11 protein-coding genes and 1 pseudogene are annotated in these 13,798 nt (G+C 61.8%); all 12 read left to right on the forward strand.

The features are described 5' to 3' along the window. The first annotated feature begins 72 nt into the window (after positions 1-72). The 12 genes and pseudogenes from J3489_RS17120 (at position 73) to J3489_RS17175 (ending at position 13,748) form a co-directional block, all read left to right on the forward strand. Positions 73-1,218, forward strand: coding sequence for an ABC transporter substrate-binding protein (locus J3489_RS17120; protein ID WP_445267840.1), 1,146 nt, complete (start codon positions 73-75; stop codon positions 1,216-1,218). Positions 1,219-1,349: 131 nt separating this feature from the next. After that, positions 1,350-2,234 carry a branched-chain amino acid ABC transporter permease gene (locus J3489_RS17125; protein WP_206999936.1) on the forward strand — a complete coding sequence of 295 codons (885 nt, stop codon included), beginning with the start codon at positions 1,350-1,352 and terminating at the stop codon, positions 2,232-2,234. Then, on the forward strand, positions 2,234-3,205 hold the full coding sequence (locus J3489_RS17130; protein WP_207000183.1) for a branched-chain amino acid ABC transporter permease: 972 nt from the start codon (positions 2,234-2,236) through the stop codon (positions 3,203-3,205). Before J3489_RS17125 ends, J3489_RS17130 begins: the two co-directional genes overlap by 1 nt. A 511-nt stretch (positions 3,206-3,716) precedes the next feature. Further along, positions 3,717-3,947 (forward strand): annotated as a pseudogene (locus tag J3489_RS17135) (hypothetical protein); the annotation flags it as partial. Positions 3,948-4,224: 277 nt separating this feature from the next. Then, entirely contained in the window at positions 4,225-5,385 is a 1,161-nt protein-coding gene (locus J3489_RS17140) for an ABC transporter substrate-binding protein (protein WP_206999938.1), read from the forward strand. 168 nt (positions 5,386-5,553) lie between these two features. Further along, positions 5,554-6,609: a branched-chain amino acid ABC transporter permease gene (locus J3489_RS17145; RefSeq protein ID WP_206999940.1), complete on the forward strand. Its 1,056-nt coding sequence runs from the start codon at positions 5,554-5,556 to the stop codon at positions 6,607-6,609. Positions 6,610-6,613: 4 nt separating this feature from the next. Beyond that, positions 6,614-8,398: a branched-chain amino acid ABC transporter ATP-binding protein/permease gene (locus J3489_RS17150; RefSeq protein WP_206999942.1), complete on the forward strand. Its 1,785-nt coding sequence runs from the start codon at positions 6,614-6,616 to the stop codon at positions 8,396-8,398. A 1-nt stretch (position 8,399) separates the two neighbouring features. Continuing rightward, positions 8,400-9,158 carry an ABC transporter ATP-binding protein gene (locus J3489_RS17155; RefSeq protein ID WP_206999943.1) on the forward strand — a complete coding sequence of 253 codons (759 nt, stop codon included), beginning with the start codon at positions 8,400-8,402 and terminating at the stop codon, positions 9,156-9,158. A gap of 197 nt (positions 9,159-9,355) precedes the next feature. Further along, complete coding sequence (gene mnmG / locus J3489_RS17160; RefSeq protein WP_206999944.1) at positions 9,356-11,323, forward strand: tRNA uridine-5-carboxymethylaminomethyl(34) synthesis enzyme MnmG; 1,968 nt, start codon at positions 9,356-9,358, stop codon at positions 11,321-11,323. Then, positions 11,320-12,042 (forward strand): 16S rRNA (guanine(527)-N(7))-methyltransferase RsmG, encoded by a 723-nt coding sequence (rsmG, locus tag J3489_RS17165; RefSeq protein ID WP_206999945.1) that lies wholly within the window; start codon positions 11,320-11,322, stop codon positions 12,040-12,042. Before mnmG ends, rsmG begins: the two co-directional genes overlap by 4 nt. 25 nt (positions 12,043-12,067) lie before the next feature. Next, entirely contained in the window at positions 12,068-12,838 is a 771-nt protein-coding gene (locus J3489_RS17170) for a ParA family protein (protein ID WP_206999946.1), read from the forward strand. 22 nt (positions 12,839-12,860) lie between these two features. Continuing rightward, the gene (locus tag J3489_RS17175; protein WP_206999947.1) at positions 12,861-13,748 is read left to right on the forward strand and encodes a ParB/RepB/Spo0J family partition protein; all 888 of its coding nucleotides are present in this window, start codon (positions 12,861-12,863) and stop codon (positions 13,746-13,748) included. The last annotated feature ends 50 nt before the right edge of the window (positions 13,749-13,798 follow it).

Here is a 13,798-nt window from a genome sequence, read left to right on the forward strand (position 1 = left end):
AAGAACTTGCTCGCGCGCATTTCCGCGTGCTGTTTTGCGGCTGCCGCAGGCGTGGCATTGACGATCGCGCCGATGCAGCGCGCGGTTGCCGCCGACGATGCCGTGAAGATCGGCTTCATCACCGATTTGTCGGGGCTGTACGCGGACATCGACGGCCCGGGGGGGCTCGAAGCGATCAAGATGGCGATTGCCGATTTCGGCGGCAAGGTGAACGGCAAGCCGATCGAGCTCGTCTATGCAGACCATCAAAACAAGGCCGATATTGCCGCCTCGCGCGCGCGTGAATGGTTCGACCGCGACGGTGTCGACCTGCTGATCGGCGGCACGAACTCGGCGACAGGCCTGTCGATGAACCAGGTCGCGGCCGAGAAGCACAAGGTCTACATCAGCATCGGCGCCGGCACGGATGCGCTGACCAACGAGCAGTGCACGCCGTACACGATTCACTACGCCTATGACACGACGGCGCTGGCGAAGGGCACCGGTTCCGCGGTGGTGAAGCAAGGCGGCAAGACGTGGTACTTCCTGACGGCGGACTACGCGTTCGGCAAGTCGCTTGAAAAGGCCACGGCGGACGTCGTGAAGGCGGACGGCGGCCAGGTGCTCGGCGAAGTGCGGCATCCGCTGTCGGCATCGGATTTCTCGTCGTTCCTGCTGCAAGCGCAAGCGTCGAAGGCGCAAATCCTGGGCCTCGCGAACGCGGGCGGCGATACGATCAACTCGATCAAGGCTGCGAAGGAATTCGGCATCACGAAGACGATGAAGCTCGCGGCGCTCCTGATGTTCATCGACGATATCCACAGCGTCGGCCTCGAAACGGCGCAGGGCCTCGTACTGACGGACAGCTGGTACTGGAACAAGGACGACGCGGCGCGCAAGTGGTCGCAGCGCTACTTCGACAAGATGAAGAAGATGCCGTCGAGCCTGCAAGCCGGCGACTACTCGGCGACGATGACCTACTTGAAGGCCGTGCAGGCGGTCGGTTCGACCGATGCGGACAAGGTGATGGCGCAATTGAAGAAGACGAAGATCGACGACTTCTACGCGAAAGGCTATGTCCGTGCGGACGGCAGCATGATTCACGATATGTATCTGATGCAAGTGAAGACGCCCGCCGAATCGAAGATGCCGTGGGACTACTACAAGATCACGGCGACGATCCCGGGCGAGGAGGCTTTCACGACGAAGGCGGAATCGCGCTGCGCGCTGTGGAAGTAACGGAAGCACGAAGCGCACGGCAAGGCAGGTTCGGTTCATGAGATGCCGAAGGGAGGAGCTGGCGGAATCCGCATAGCCGTCGGTGGCGCCTCCCCCGTGCGCCCATCGTTTTCATCTTGACGGCAGGTTCAATGGATATCTTTGGCGTTTCGCTGCCGGCGATGCTGAGCCAACTGCTGCTCGGGCTCGTCAACGGCTCGTTTTACGCGATTCTGAGCTTAGGCCTCGCGGTCATCTTCGGCTTGCTCAATGTGATCAACTTCGCCCACGGCGCGCTGTTCATGCTGGGGGCGATGCTCGCGTGGATGGGGCTCGCGTATTTCAATCTGCCGTATTGGGCAATGCTCGTGCTCGCGCCGATCGTGGTCGGCATCTTCGGCATGGTCATCGAGCGCTCGATGCTGCGCTGGCTTTACAAGCTCGATCATGTCTACGGCTTGTTGCTGACGTTCGGGCTCACGCTCGTGATCGAAGGCGTGTTCCGCTCGATCTACGGCTCGTCCGGCCAGCCGTACGACGTGCCCGATGCGCTCGCCGGCGCGACCAATCTCGGCTTCATGTATCTGCCGAACTATCGCGCTTGGGTGGTCGTCGCGTCGCTCGTCGTCTGCTTCATCACGTGGTTCGTGATCGAGAAGACGCGGCTCGGCTCGTATTTGCGTGCGGGCACGGAGAACCCGAAGCTTGTCGAAGCGTTCGGCGTCAACGTGCCGCTGATGGTCACGCTCACCTACGGCTTCGGCGTCGCGCTCGCGGCGTTCGCGGGCGTGCTCGCGGCGCCCGTCATCCAGGTATCGCCGCTGATGGGGCAATCGATGATCATCACCGTGTTCGCGGTGGTCGTGATCGGCGGCATGGGCTCGATCATGGGCTCGATCGTGACGGGGCTCCTGCTTGGGGTCATCGAAGGGTTCACGCGCGTGTTCTATCCGGAGGCGTCGGCCACCGTCGTCTTCGTCATCATGGCGCTCGTGTTGCTGGTGCGTCCCGCGGGTCTCTTCGGCAAGGAAAGATGATGCAGAGAAAAGCGCTCTATGGCCTGTTGCTGATCGGCCTGATTGCCGCGCCTTGGCTCGGCGCGTACCCGGTGTTCGTGATGAAGGTGCTGTGCTTCGCGCTCTTCGCGGCGGCGTTCAACTTGCTGATCGGCTATACGGGGCTGCTGTCGTTCGGCCACGCAATGTTTCTGTCGACGGCGGGCTATGTCGCCGGCTACGCGATTCAATCGATGTCGCTTTCGCCGGAGCTGGGCGTGATCGCCGGCACGGCGGCGGCGACGCTGCTCGGCTTGATCGTCGGCTTGTTTGCGATTCGACGGCAAGGCATCTACTTCGCGATGGTGACGCTCGCGCTCGCGCAGATGGTCTACTTCGTCTATCTGCAGGCGCCGTTCACGCACGGCGAGGATGGCTTGCAAGGCGTGCCTCGCGGCAAGCTCTTCGGCTTCCTGGATTTGTCGTCGGATCTTGCGCTGTACTACGTCCTGCTGGTTTTGATGGTGCTGGCGTTCCTGCTGATCGTGCGCGTCGTGCATTCGCCGTTCGGGCAAGTGCTCACGGCGATCAAGGAGAACGAGCCGCGCGCCACTTCGCTCGGCTACGACACCGATCGCTTCAAGCTGCTCGCGTTCGTGCTGTCGGCGGGGATCGCGGGATTGGCCGGTGCGCTCAAAGTGCTCGTGCTCGGCTTCGAAACGCTCGGCGATGCGTACTGGACGATGTCGGGCCTCGTCATCCTGATGACGCTCGTGGGCGGCATGGGCACGCTGTTCGGCCCGCTGCTGGGAGCCGCGCTGATCGTATCGCTTGAAGACCGCATGGGCGATATCGGCACAGCGCTCGCGTCGTGGACCGGCGCCAACTGGTTCAACTCGCTTGGCGAATCGACGACGATCGTCGTGGGCCTGATCTTTATCGCCTGCGTGCTGGCGTTTCGGCGCGGCATCGTTGGCGAGATCGTCGCGCGCGTCCGGCTTTTGCGTGCGTGACGGCGCTCGCGGAGCCGAGTGCGGATATAGTTTGGAGTCCAATGCAAATCGCTGCGTCGAAAAACGCCTTAACGTGCGGTATTTCGCACCGTATAGCGCCCCAACGGAGTGCAATCTTGCACCACTAGGGTAAATGCTAGGTTGTCTCGCGGGGCAGGGTTGTTTAATCTCCTTCCTAGTTCTGATGCACCCGAATTTGCAGGTGGAGAACGAGGAGACAAGCGAGGCACTCAGTGCCCGGACGAAAGCGCTGTTGGATAGGATCCAACAGCGCTTTTACTTTATGGCTTCCGTTACTGCACTTTCGCTGTTTCTTGTTTTTTGCGTGCCGTTCGTCGCGCGCTTCTTTCCCAGCTTCCGTCTCACTTCACGTCCTTAAGAATCGTCTGATTCTTAGCGCGTTTCCTGGCTGCGCTTCGCTCGCGTCCCTTACACTCGCCGTCTTTCGATGTCGCGCCGCGCTATGCGGTCGCGTTTCAATCGTCAAATTCAAGCGAATAATCGATGTGGCGCCGGGCTGCTTTTGCAACACGCGATTCCTCTCGCACTGAAAGCGGGGCAGCCGGGCGCGAAGGCGATTCGCGACGCGTTGCGTGCCGCGCTCGAAAACGCCAAGGACATGCCCGCTTAACACGGCGTCTTCAACATGAGCGCGACGGATCACGCGGGGCTCGACCAGCGCGCCCGCGTGATGGTGCAGATCACTTACTCGGGTCGACGGCGTTGCATGGGACCAGAGTAAGCGCTAAAGCGCCAACTCTGATCGACAGCGGTGCATGGGACCAGAGTAAGCGCTAAAGCGCCAACTCTGATCGACAGCGGTGCATGGGATCAGAGTAAGCGCTAAAGCGCTAACTCTGATCGACACAAGAAGGCGCGTGCTGTCGGACGTGCCTTTTTTATTCGTGTTGCGCGGGAAAACCATGCTTGGCACGTCGTGGCGCGATAACTAGATTCGAGTGTTCGGCCTTGTTGCCGGCAACGAAAACACGCTTCTTGAATGCGTTTGGAGACGATCGATGAAAAGAACGAAACGGTGGATGCAAGCAGGCGTTGCGGCGGTATTGGTGTGCGGTGCGAGCGCAGCTTTCGCTCAAGTGAAGATCGGGGTCACGCTTTCGACGACGGGGCCGGCCGCATCGCTCGGCATCCCGGAGAAAAACACGATTGCGCTGCTGCCGAAGGAGATTGCCGGCAAGAGCGTGCAATACATCGTGCTCGACGACGGCTCGGACACGAGCCGCGCAGTGCAAAACACGCACAAGTTGATCGATGAGGATCATGTCGACGCGATCATCGGCTCGACGGTGACGCCGAATTCGCTGGCGATGATCGATCCGGTCTCGCAAGGCAAGACGCCGATGATCTCGCTCGCGGCTTCGGCCGAGATCGTCCAGCCGATGGATGCGAAGCGCGCGTGGGTCTTCAAAGTGCCGCAAAACGACAGCCTGATGGCTGAAGCGATTGCTGGCTACATGGAGAAGCACGGTGTGAAAACGGTCGGCTTCATCGGTTTCTCGGATGCCTACGGCGAAAGTTGGTACAACGTGTTCAGCAAGGCCGCCGACGCGCATCATCTGAAGATCGTGAGCAACGAGCGCTACAACCGCACCGACACCTCGGTGACCGGGCAGGTGCTGAAGACGATGAGCGCGAATCCGGACGCGGTGCTGATTGCCGGCTCCGGCACGCCGGCCGCACTGCCGGCGACGGCGCTCAACGACCGCGGCTACAAGGGCAAGGTCTATCAGACGCACGGCGTCGCGAATAACGACTTCCTGCGCGTGTGCGGCAAGGTCTGCGACGGCGAGCTGCTGCCCGCGGGCCCGATTCTCGTTACCGATCAATTGCCGGATTCGAATCCGGTCAAGCAATCGTCGCAGGCGTATAAGACGGCCTACGAGAAGGCGTACGGCGCAGGGTCTGTATCGACGTTCGGCGGTCACGCGTGGGACGCGGGGCAGATGCTGCAACGCGCGATTCCGGAAGCTTTGAAGAAGGGCGAGCCGGGCACGGTGGCTTTCCGCGAAGCGCTGCGTAGCGCGCTCGAAAACGTAAAGGATTTGCCGCTCTCGCACGGCGTGATGAACACGACGCCGGCCAACCATAACGGTCTCGACGAGCGCGCACGCGTGATGGTGCAGGTCGTCGACGGCAAATGGAAGCTTCAGAACGACTGAAGTGTTTCAACGGAAGCGGGGGGTGACGTTGCGGTCGTCGTGACCCGTGCCGCCAAACGGCAAAAATCAAACGCCCGTCGCGCCGCATTGCGGCCCGGCGGGCGTGTTTCGATATCGGCGTGCCGACGCTCTCCCGATTCCCCATTAGAAGCTTAAAAAAGAGGAAGTATGGATCTATCGATTGCGGCGATTCTCGCGCAAGACGGCATCACAACAGGCGCGATCTACGCATTGCTCGCGCTTGCCCTGGTGCTGGTGTTCTCCGTCACAAGGGTGATCTTCATCCCGCAAGGCGAGTTCGTTTCTTATGGCGCGCTGACGCTCGCCGCACTCCAGACACACAAATTTCCCGCGACCTCCTGGCTGCTGATCGCGATGGGTGTGGCGTGTTTCGTCGTCGAGACCGTGGGGCTGGCCCGGCATCCCGAACGGCGGCGCCACGCGGCGCGCACGCTCACGACGCTCGTCGGCAAATACCTGCTGTTTCCGATTGCGATCTATGCGGTGACGCGCGGCGTCTTCATGCAGCCGTTGCCGATGATCGCGCAGATCGCGCTCACGCTCTTGATCGTCGTGCCGATGGGGCCGTTCGTGTACCGCCTTGCATACGAGCCGATCGCCGAGGCGACGACGCTGTTGCTGCTGATCGTCGCGGTGGCCGTGCACTTTGCGATGGTGGGCTTGGGCCTCGTGATGTTCGGCGCGGAAGGCTCGCGCACCACGCCGTTCTCCGACGCCATGTTCAACGTCGGCAGCCTGTCGGTCTCTGGGCAGAGCCTGTGGGTGGTCGGTACGGCGGTCGTGCTGATCGTCGCACTCTATGTGTACTTCGATCGCACGATCTCCGGCAAGGCACTGCGCGCGACGTCGGTCAACCGGCTTGGCGCACGGCTCGTCGGCATCGGCACGACGCAGGCAGGACGGCTCGCGTTCACGCTTGCCGCAGGTCTCGGGGCGCTCTGCGGCATCCTCGTCGCACCGCTCACCACGATCTACTACGACTCGGGCTTCCTGATCGGCTTGAAGGGCTTCGTCGGCGCGATCATCGGCGGTTTGGTCAGCTATCCGCTGGCGGCGGCCGGCTCGGTGCTCGTCGGGTTGCTCGAATCGTATTCGTCTTTTTGGGCGAGCGCCTACAAGGAGGTGATCGTTTTCACGTTGATCATTCCCGTGCTGCTGTGGCGGAGCCTTGCGAGCCCGCACGCCGAAGAGGAACAGGAGTAAGCCGATGAAACGCGTGATTCGAAACAAGTTCTTCTGGCTCTTCCTCGTCGTGATGTTTGCGCTTCCGGTGTTGCCGCGGCCGGTTCATGTGCCCGAGTACTGGGTCACGCTGCTCAATTACATCGGACTCTATTCGATTGTGGCGATCGGGCTCGTGCTGCTGACGGGCGTCGGCGGCATGACGAGCTTTGGGCAGGCAGCGTTCGTTGGCGTCGGGGCGTATGCGACGGCCTATTTGACGACGCAATATGGCGTCTCGCCGTGGCTCGCGTTGATCGTGGGTGTCGTCGTGACGGCGCTGGTGGCGCTGATTCTCGGTGCGGTCACGATGCGGCTGTCCGGTCACTTCCTGCCGCTCGGCACGATTGCGTGGGGACTCTCGCTGTACTACTTGTTCGGCAATATGGAACTGCTCGGGAAGTACGACGGCATCAACGGCATTCCCGTGCTGAACGTGTTCGGCATTCCGTTGGAGTCGGGGCGCCACATCTATTACCTGATATGGATTGTCGTGCTCGGTTCGGTCGTCTCTGTTCAGAATCTGCTTAATAGCCGGCCTGGGCGCGCAATTCGCGCGCTGCGCGGCGCAGGCGTGATGGCCGAGGCAATGGGCGTGAATACGGCGTGGATGCGGGTCGTGATCTTCATCTATGCCGCTGTGCTCGCAGCGATTTCCGGCTTCCTCTACGCGCATTTGCAGCGCGCGGTGAACCCGACGCCGTTCGGCCTGAACCACGGCATCGAGTTCCTGTTCATGGCGGTGGTGGGCGGCGTGTCGCACGTGTGGGGAGCGTTGCTGGGCGCGGCAATCCTCACCATTCTGCAAGACTATCTGCAGACGCTGCTGCCGATGCTGCTCGGCCAAAACGGCAACTTCGAAGTCATCGTGTTCGGCGTGCTGATGGTGCTGCTGCTGCAATACGCGCGACAAGGTGTCTGGCCTTTCGTGGCGCGCCTGTTTCCGCGCGGCCCCAGTGCGCATGTGCCCGAGCATGCGGAGCCGTTGCCCCAGCGGGCGAAGCCTGCAGCCGGAGAGACGCTGTTGGTCGTGGACAACGCGCGCAAGCAATTCGGCGGCCTGGTTGCCGTCAACGATGTGAGCTTTGAAGTCAAAGCGGGGCAGATCGTCGGCCTGATCGGACCAAACGGCGCCGGGAAGTCGACGACCTTCAACCTCGTCACGGGCGTGCTGCAAGCGACGCGCGGCGCGATCAGCTTCCGCGGTGAGCGGATCGACGCGCTCAATTCACGTGAAATCGTCAAGCGCGGAATCGGACGCACGTTTCAGCACGTCAAGCTGCTGCCGGGCATGACGGTGCTGGAGAACGTCGCGTTGGGCGCGCACTTGCGAGGTTCGGCGGGTGTGTGGCGCAGCGTCGTCCGGTTGAACGCGGCCGAGGAAGCTCGTTTGATGGCGGAGGCGGCCAAGCAGATCCGCCGCGTCGGCCTCGAGTCGCATATGTACGAGGAGGCCGGGAGCCTGGCATTGGGCCAGCAGCGGATTCTGGAAATTGCGCGGGCACTTTGCTGCGATCCGACGCTGCTATTGCTGGACGAACCAGCGGCGGGCCTGCGCTATCAGGAGAAGCAGCAGCTCGTGGATTTGCTGCGCAAGCTGAAAGCCGAAGGGATGAGCGTGCTGCTGGTCGAGCACGACATGGATTTCGTGATGAACCTGACGGACCGGCTGGTGGTGATGGAGTTTGGGACGCGAATCGCGGAGGGCTTGCCGCAGGACGTGCAGAAAGACCCGGCAGTGCTGGAAGCGTATCTCGGCGGAGTGGAGTGACATGAATCAGACAAAAACCATGTCGATTCTGGAAGTGACGGGTCTGTCGGTGCGCTACGGCAAAGTCGAGGCGCTGCACGGTGCGGCGCTCAAAGTCGCGCCGGGCCAGATCGTCAGCGTCATCGGACCGAACGGGGCGGGTAAGTCGACCCTGCTGAATGCGGTGATGGGCGCGTTGCCCGTGACGGGACACGCGAAGGGTAGCGTCCGCTATCGGGGAGAGGAAGTTGGCGCGATCCCGGTCGAAAAGCGCGTGGCACGTGGCATGTGTCTGGTGCCGGAAAAGCGCGAGCTGTTTGCGACGATGAGCGTCGAAGACAACCTCGTGCTTGGCGCGTACCGACGCAAGCGCGCTGGAGAGCGTGAATTTTTAGACCAGTTGGAGCCTGTGTTCGATCTTTTTCCGCGCTTGAAGGAGCGCCGCAAGCAGGCGGCCGGGACATTGTCGGGCGGCGAGCGGCAGATGCTTGCGGTAGGTCGGGCGTTGATGGGCAAGCCCGAGCTGTTGATGCTCGATGAGCCCAGCCTGGGTCTGGCGCCGCTAATCGTAAAGGAAATATTTCACATCATCGCCAAGCTCAAAGGAACGGGCGTGGCGACATTGCTGATCGAGCAGAATGCCCGCGCCGCTTTGCAGATTTCGGACTACGGCTACGTTCTGGAAACCGGTGAGCTTGCCTTGGAAGGGCCGGCGGACGATCTCGCGCAGAACCCGCGGGTGATTGAAACGTATCTCGGGCTGGCGAAGAAGACTGCCTAGCGGTAGATGCGCCTTCAGGCTTGCAGGCTACAAGCGGTGTGTTTCACGTGAAACACACCGTTTTTTTGTGTGCTCCATGCAGAGCGGTCGATCAGGGTTAGCCATTCGGACGAAATTCGGGCCAAAAGCGAACCCGCTATAATTCGCGCATACATTTTTCTCGAAAGGCTCGTGCGCGTCCGCGCGCGAGGTCCGCAATGCTTTTTCCCACAGAATTTGACGTCATCGTTGTCGGCGGTGGTCATGCCGGCACGGAAGCCGCTCTGGCGTCCGCGCGCATGGGCGTGAAAACGCTGCTGCTCACGCACAACATCGAAACGCTCGGTCAGATGAGCTGCAATCCGTCTATCGGCGGCATCGGCAAAGGTCACCTGGTCAAGGAAGTCGACGCGCTCGGCGGTGCAATGGCCGCCGCTACCGATGAGGGCGGTATTCAGTTCCGGATCCTCAATTCGTCTAAGGGGCCGGCGGTTCGCGCGACGCGTGCCCAGGCGGATCGTGTCCTGTACAAGCAGGCGATTCGCCGGCGTCTTGAGAATCAGCCGCATCTTTGGCTGTTCCAGCAGGCCGTGGATGACCTGATGGTGGAGGGCGAGCGCGTCGTCGGTGCGGTGACACAAGTCGGGATTCGCTTTCGGGCGCGCGCGGTCGTGCTGACGGCCGGGACGTTCCTCGACGGGAAGATCCACGTCGGGCTGAACAATTACACAGGTGGCCGCGCAGGCGATCCGGCGGCGGTGTCGCTTTCCGCTCGCCTGAAAGAGTTGAAGCTGCCCCAGGGCCGGCTGAAGACCGGCACGCCTCCGCGCATCGACGGCCGCACGATCGATTTCTCCGTCCTCGAAGAGCAGCCGGGCGACCTCGATCCAGTGCCGGTGTTCTCGTTCCTCGGACGCGCCGAACAGCACCCGCGGCAAATGCCGTGCTGGGTGACGCATACGAACGAGCGGACGCATGACATCATCCGTGGCGGTCTTGATCGTTCGCCGATGTACACGGGCGTCATTGAAGGGGTGGGGCCGCGCTACTGCCCGTCGATCGAGGACAAGATCCATCGGTTTGCATCGAAGGAATCGCATCAGATCTTTCTCGAGCCGGAAGGGCTGACCACCAACGAGTTCTATCCGAACGGAATTTCGACCAGCCTGCCGTTCGACGTGCAACTCGAGCTGGTCCATTCGATGCGTGGCCTCGAAAACGCACACATCCTGCGTCCGGGCTACGCGATCGAGTACGACTATTTCGATCCGCGCGGCCTGAAGGCTTCGCTGGAAACGAAGGTGATCCACGGGCTTTTCTTTGCTGGTCAGATCAATGGGACGACTGGCTATGAGGAGGCGGCGGCGCAAGGGTTGCTCGCCGGGATTAACGCGGGCCTGCAAGTGCAAGGCAAGGAAGCGTGGTGTCCGCGCCGAGACCAGGCTTATCTGGGGGTGCTGGTCGACGATCTGGTCACCCGCGGTGTGTCGGAGCCGTATCGGATGTTCACGAGCCGCGCTGAATATCGCTTGAGCCTGCGCGAAGACAACGCCGACATGCGATTGACGGAAATCGGCCGGGAATTGGGCATCGTTGACGACGTCCGCTGGGACGCCTTCAGCCGGAAGCGCGACGCTGTTTCACGTGAAACAGAGCGGCTCCGTACTGCGTGGGTCAACCCGAAGACGCTTTCGTCGGAGGAAGCCATCGCGCTTCTCGGTAAGCCGATCGATCACGAATATAGTTTGGCTGATCTGCTGCGCCGTCCAGGTGTGAGCTACGACGGCGTTTGCGGCTTGCGCGAAGGTACCTCCGGCCCGACGGAGCCGCTTTCCTACGACCCCGTGCTGCTCGCGCAGATCAAGGAGCAGATCGAAATCGGCATCAAATATCAGGGCTACATCGAGCGCCAGGCTGACGAGATCGAGCGGAACGAGGCTCACGAAAACACGCGTTTGCCGGAGGCGCTGGATTACGCGGAAGTGCGCGGCTTGTCGTTTGAAGCTCGTCAAAAGCTCATGCAATTCCGTCCTGAGACAATCGGACAGGCTTCGCGGATTTCCGGCATCACGCCGGCGGCCATTTCGTTGCTGATGGTCCACCTCAAACGCGGACTGGGCCGTCGCGCAGCGACGAACGCAGCCGCTGACGAAACCGGGGCCGATAGCACCCCGACGGCTCAATGACGGCGCCGCATGTGAACGCCGGACAAGCGGGCGACCGTGAATCGCTGGCTACACTCTTGCGCTGCGGTGCGGACGAATTGGGCGTCGACTTGAGCGAAGCGCAGCAGGGCAAGCTGCTCGATTACGTCGCGTTGCTCGCAAAATGGAACGCGGTATACAACCTGACGGCGATTCGCGATCCGCGACAGATGCTGATTCAGCACATCCTCGACTCGCTTTCCATCGTTCCGCATCTCGCCGGGGAACGGGCGTCGTCGGCGCTCGATGTGGGCTCCGGCGGCGGCTTGCCGGGCATCGTCCTGGCGATCGTTCTCCCTGATTGGACGGTGACGCTGAACGACGTCGTCCACAAAAAGACGGCGTTTCAATCCCAGGTAAAGGCGGAATTGAAGCTCGGCAACCTGTCGGTTGTCACCGGGCGAGTCGAAACATTGCGTCCGGGTGCCGAAGTGCCGGGGAAATTCGATGTAATCGTGTCGCGCGCATTCGCAGAACTCGCCGATTTCGTTACACTGGCGCGTCATCTGGTTGCTGAGCGCGGTTCGATTTGGGCGATGAAGGGTGTGCGCCCGGACGGCGAAATCGAGCGCTTGCCGGCCGACTCGAAAGCGGTGCAGGTGATTCGGCTCTCGGTACCGTCGCTGGATGCGGAGCGTCATCTGGTCCAAGTTTCGGTCGACGGCGGCGCGAGTGCGCAGAGTTCGGAACATTCGGTTTGATGCGGTAAAAAAGGATCTACCAAAGATGGCAAAAATTTTCTGCGTTGCGAACCAGAAAGGCGGCGTCGGCAAAACGACGACAGCGGTCAATCTCGCCGAGAGTCTCGCATCGCAGGGGCAGCGCGTCCTCCTGATCGATCTGGACCCGCAAGGCAATGCCACGATGGGCAGCGGTGTCGATAAGGCAGCGTGCGAGAACACTGTTTATGAAGTGCTGGTCGATGGCGTTTCGGTCGCGGACGCGCGCATCAAGCCAGAGTCCGTGTCATACGACGTGGTGCCGGCGAATCGTGAGCTGGCAGGTGCGGAAGTGGAGCTGGTGAGCGTCCAGAATCGCGAGCGCCAATTAAAGGACGCGCTGACGCTTGTCGCGCAAGACTACGACTTCGTGCTAATCGACTGCCCGCCGGCACTCTCGCTGTTGACGCTGAACGGCTTGTGCGCTGCGCACGGCGTCGTGATTCCGATGCAATGCGAGTACTTCGCGCTTGAAGGCCTCTCCGACCTGGTCAACACGATCAAGCAGGTGCATGCCAACCTGAACCGGGATCTCAAGGTTATCGGCCTGTTGCGGGTCATGTTCGATCCGCGCATCACGCTCCAGCAGCAAGTGTCCGACCAACTGAAGGAGCACTTTGGCGACAAGGTCTTCGACGTCGTGATTCCGCGCAACGTGCGGCTCGCAGAGGCGCCGAGCTACGGCTTGCCGGGCGTCGTCTTTGACCGTGCTTCGCGCGGCGCGCAGGCATACGTCCAGTTCGGCGTGGAGATGATTGAACGCGTGCGCGCGTTGTAACGCACAGAATCGAGGAAGCACGATGAACGCAGTAGCCAAGAAGAAGGGATTGGGCCGCGGCCTGGAGGCGTTGCTCGGCGGCAGCCCTGAAATAGTCGCAGCGGCGCGCAGCGATGGCGTGCCGCACGTGTTGCCGCTCGCCAAGCTGCAGGCGGGTAAGTACCAGCCGCGCACGCGGATGGACGAGGGGGCGCTGCAGGAGCTGGCCGCAAGCATTCGTGCACAGGGTTTGATGCAACCGATTCTGGTGCGTCCGGTTTCCGCCGAGAAATACGAAATCATCGCTGGCGAACGGCGCTTCCGCGCCGCGTATCTGGCCGGGCTCGATGAAGTGCCGGTGCTGGTCAAGGACGTGCCGGACCAGGCCGCTGCCGCCATGGCGCTGATCGAAAACATCCAGCGCGAAGATCTGAATCCGCTCGAAGAGGCGCGTGGCATTCAGCGTCTGCTCGACGAATTCAATTTCACGCACGAACAGGCTGCGGAGTCTGTCGGCCGATCGCGCAGCGCCGTGTCGAACTTGCTGCGGCTTTTGAATCTCGCGACGCCGGTCCAGACGATGCTGCTGGCAGGCGACCTCGATATGGGTCACGCGCGCGCGCTGCTCGCAGTCGACGCCGCGACGCAAATCACGCTGGGCAACCAGGTGGTCAACAAGCGGATGTCCGTGCGCGAAACCGAGAAGCTCGTGACGGCGACGACGAAGGCAAGCCCTGCTGTTAAAGCGCGTGCGAACCACGACGGCGGGCGCGACACGCGCCGTCTCGAAGAAGAACTATCCGACCTGCTTGCGGCAAGCGTGAAGATCAAGATGGGCCGCCGCGGGCGAGGGCTGGTGCAGATCGATTTCGGCGATCTCGACGCGCTTGAGGGCATTCTCGCGCGTTTGCGCGGTGGCCCTGCGACCTGATTGACCGTTCGATCACGCTCGCTCGACCGTGCCTGTCGCCAACGAAGCTC

Origin of the sequence: Trinickia mobilis (genome assembly GCF_017315705.1) — a bacterium.
Classification (GTDB): domain Bacteria; phylum Pseudomonadota; class Gammaproteobacteria; order Burkholderiales; family Burkholderiaceae; genus Trinickia_A; species Trinickia_A mobilis.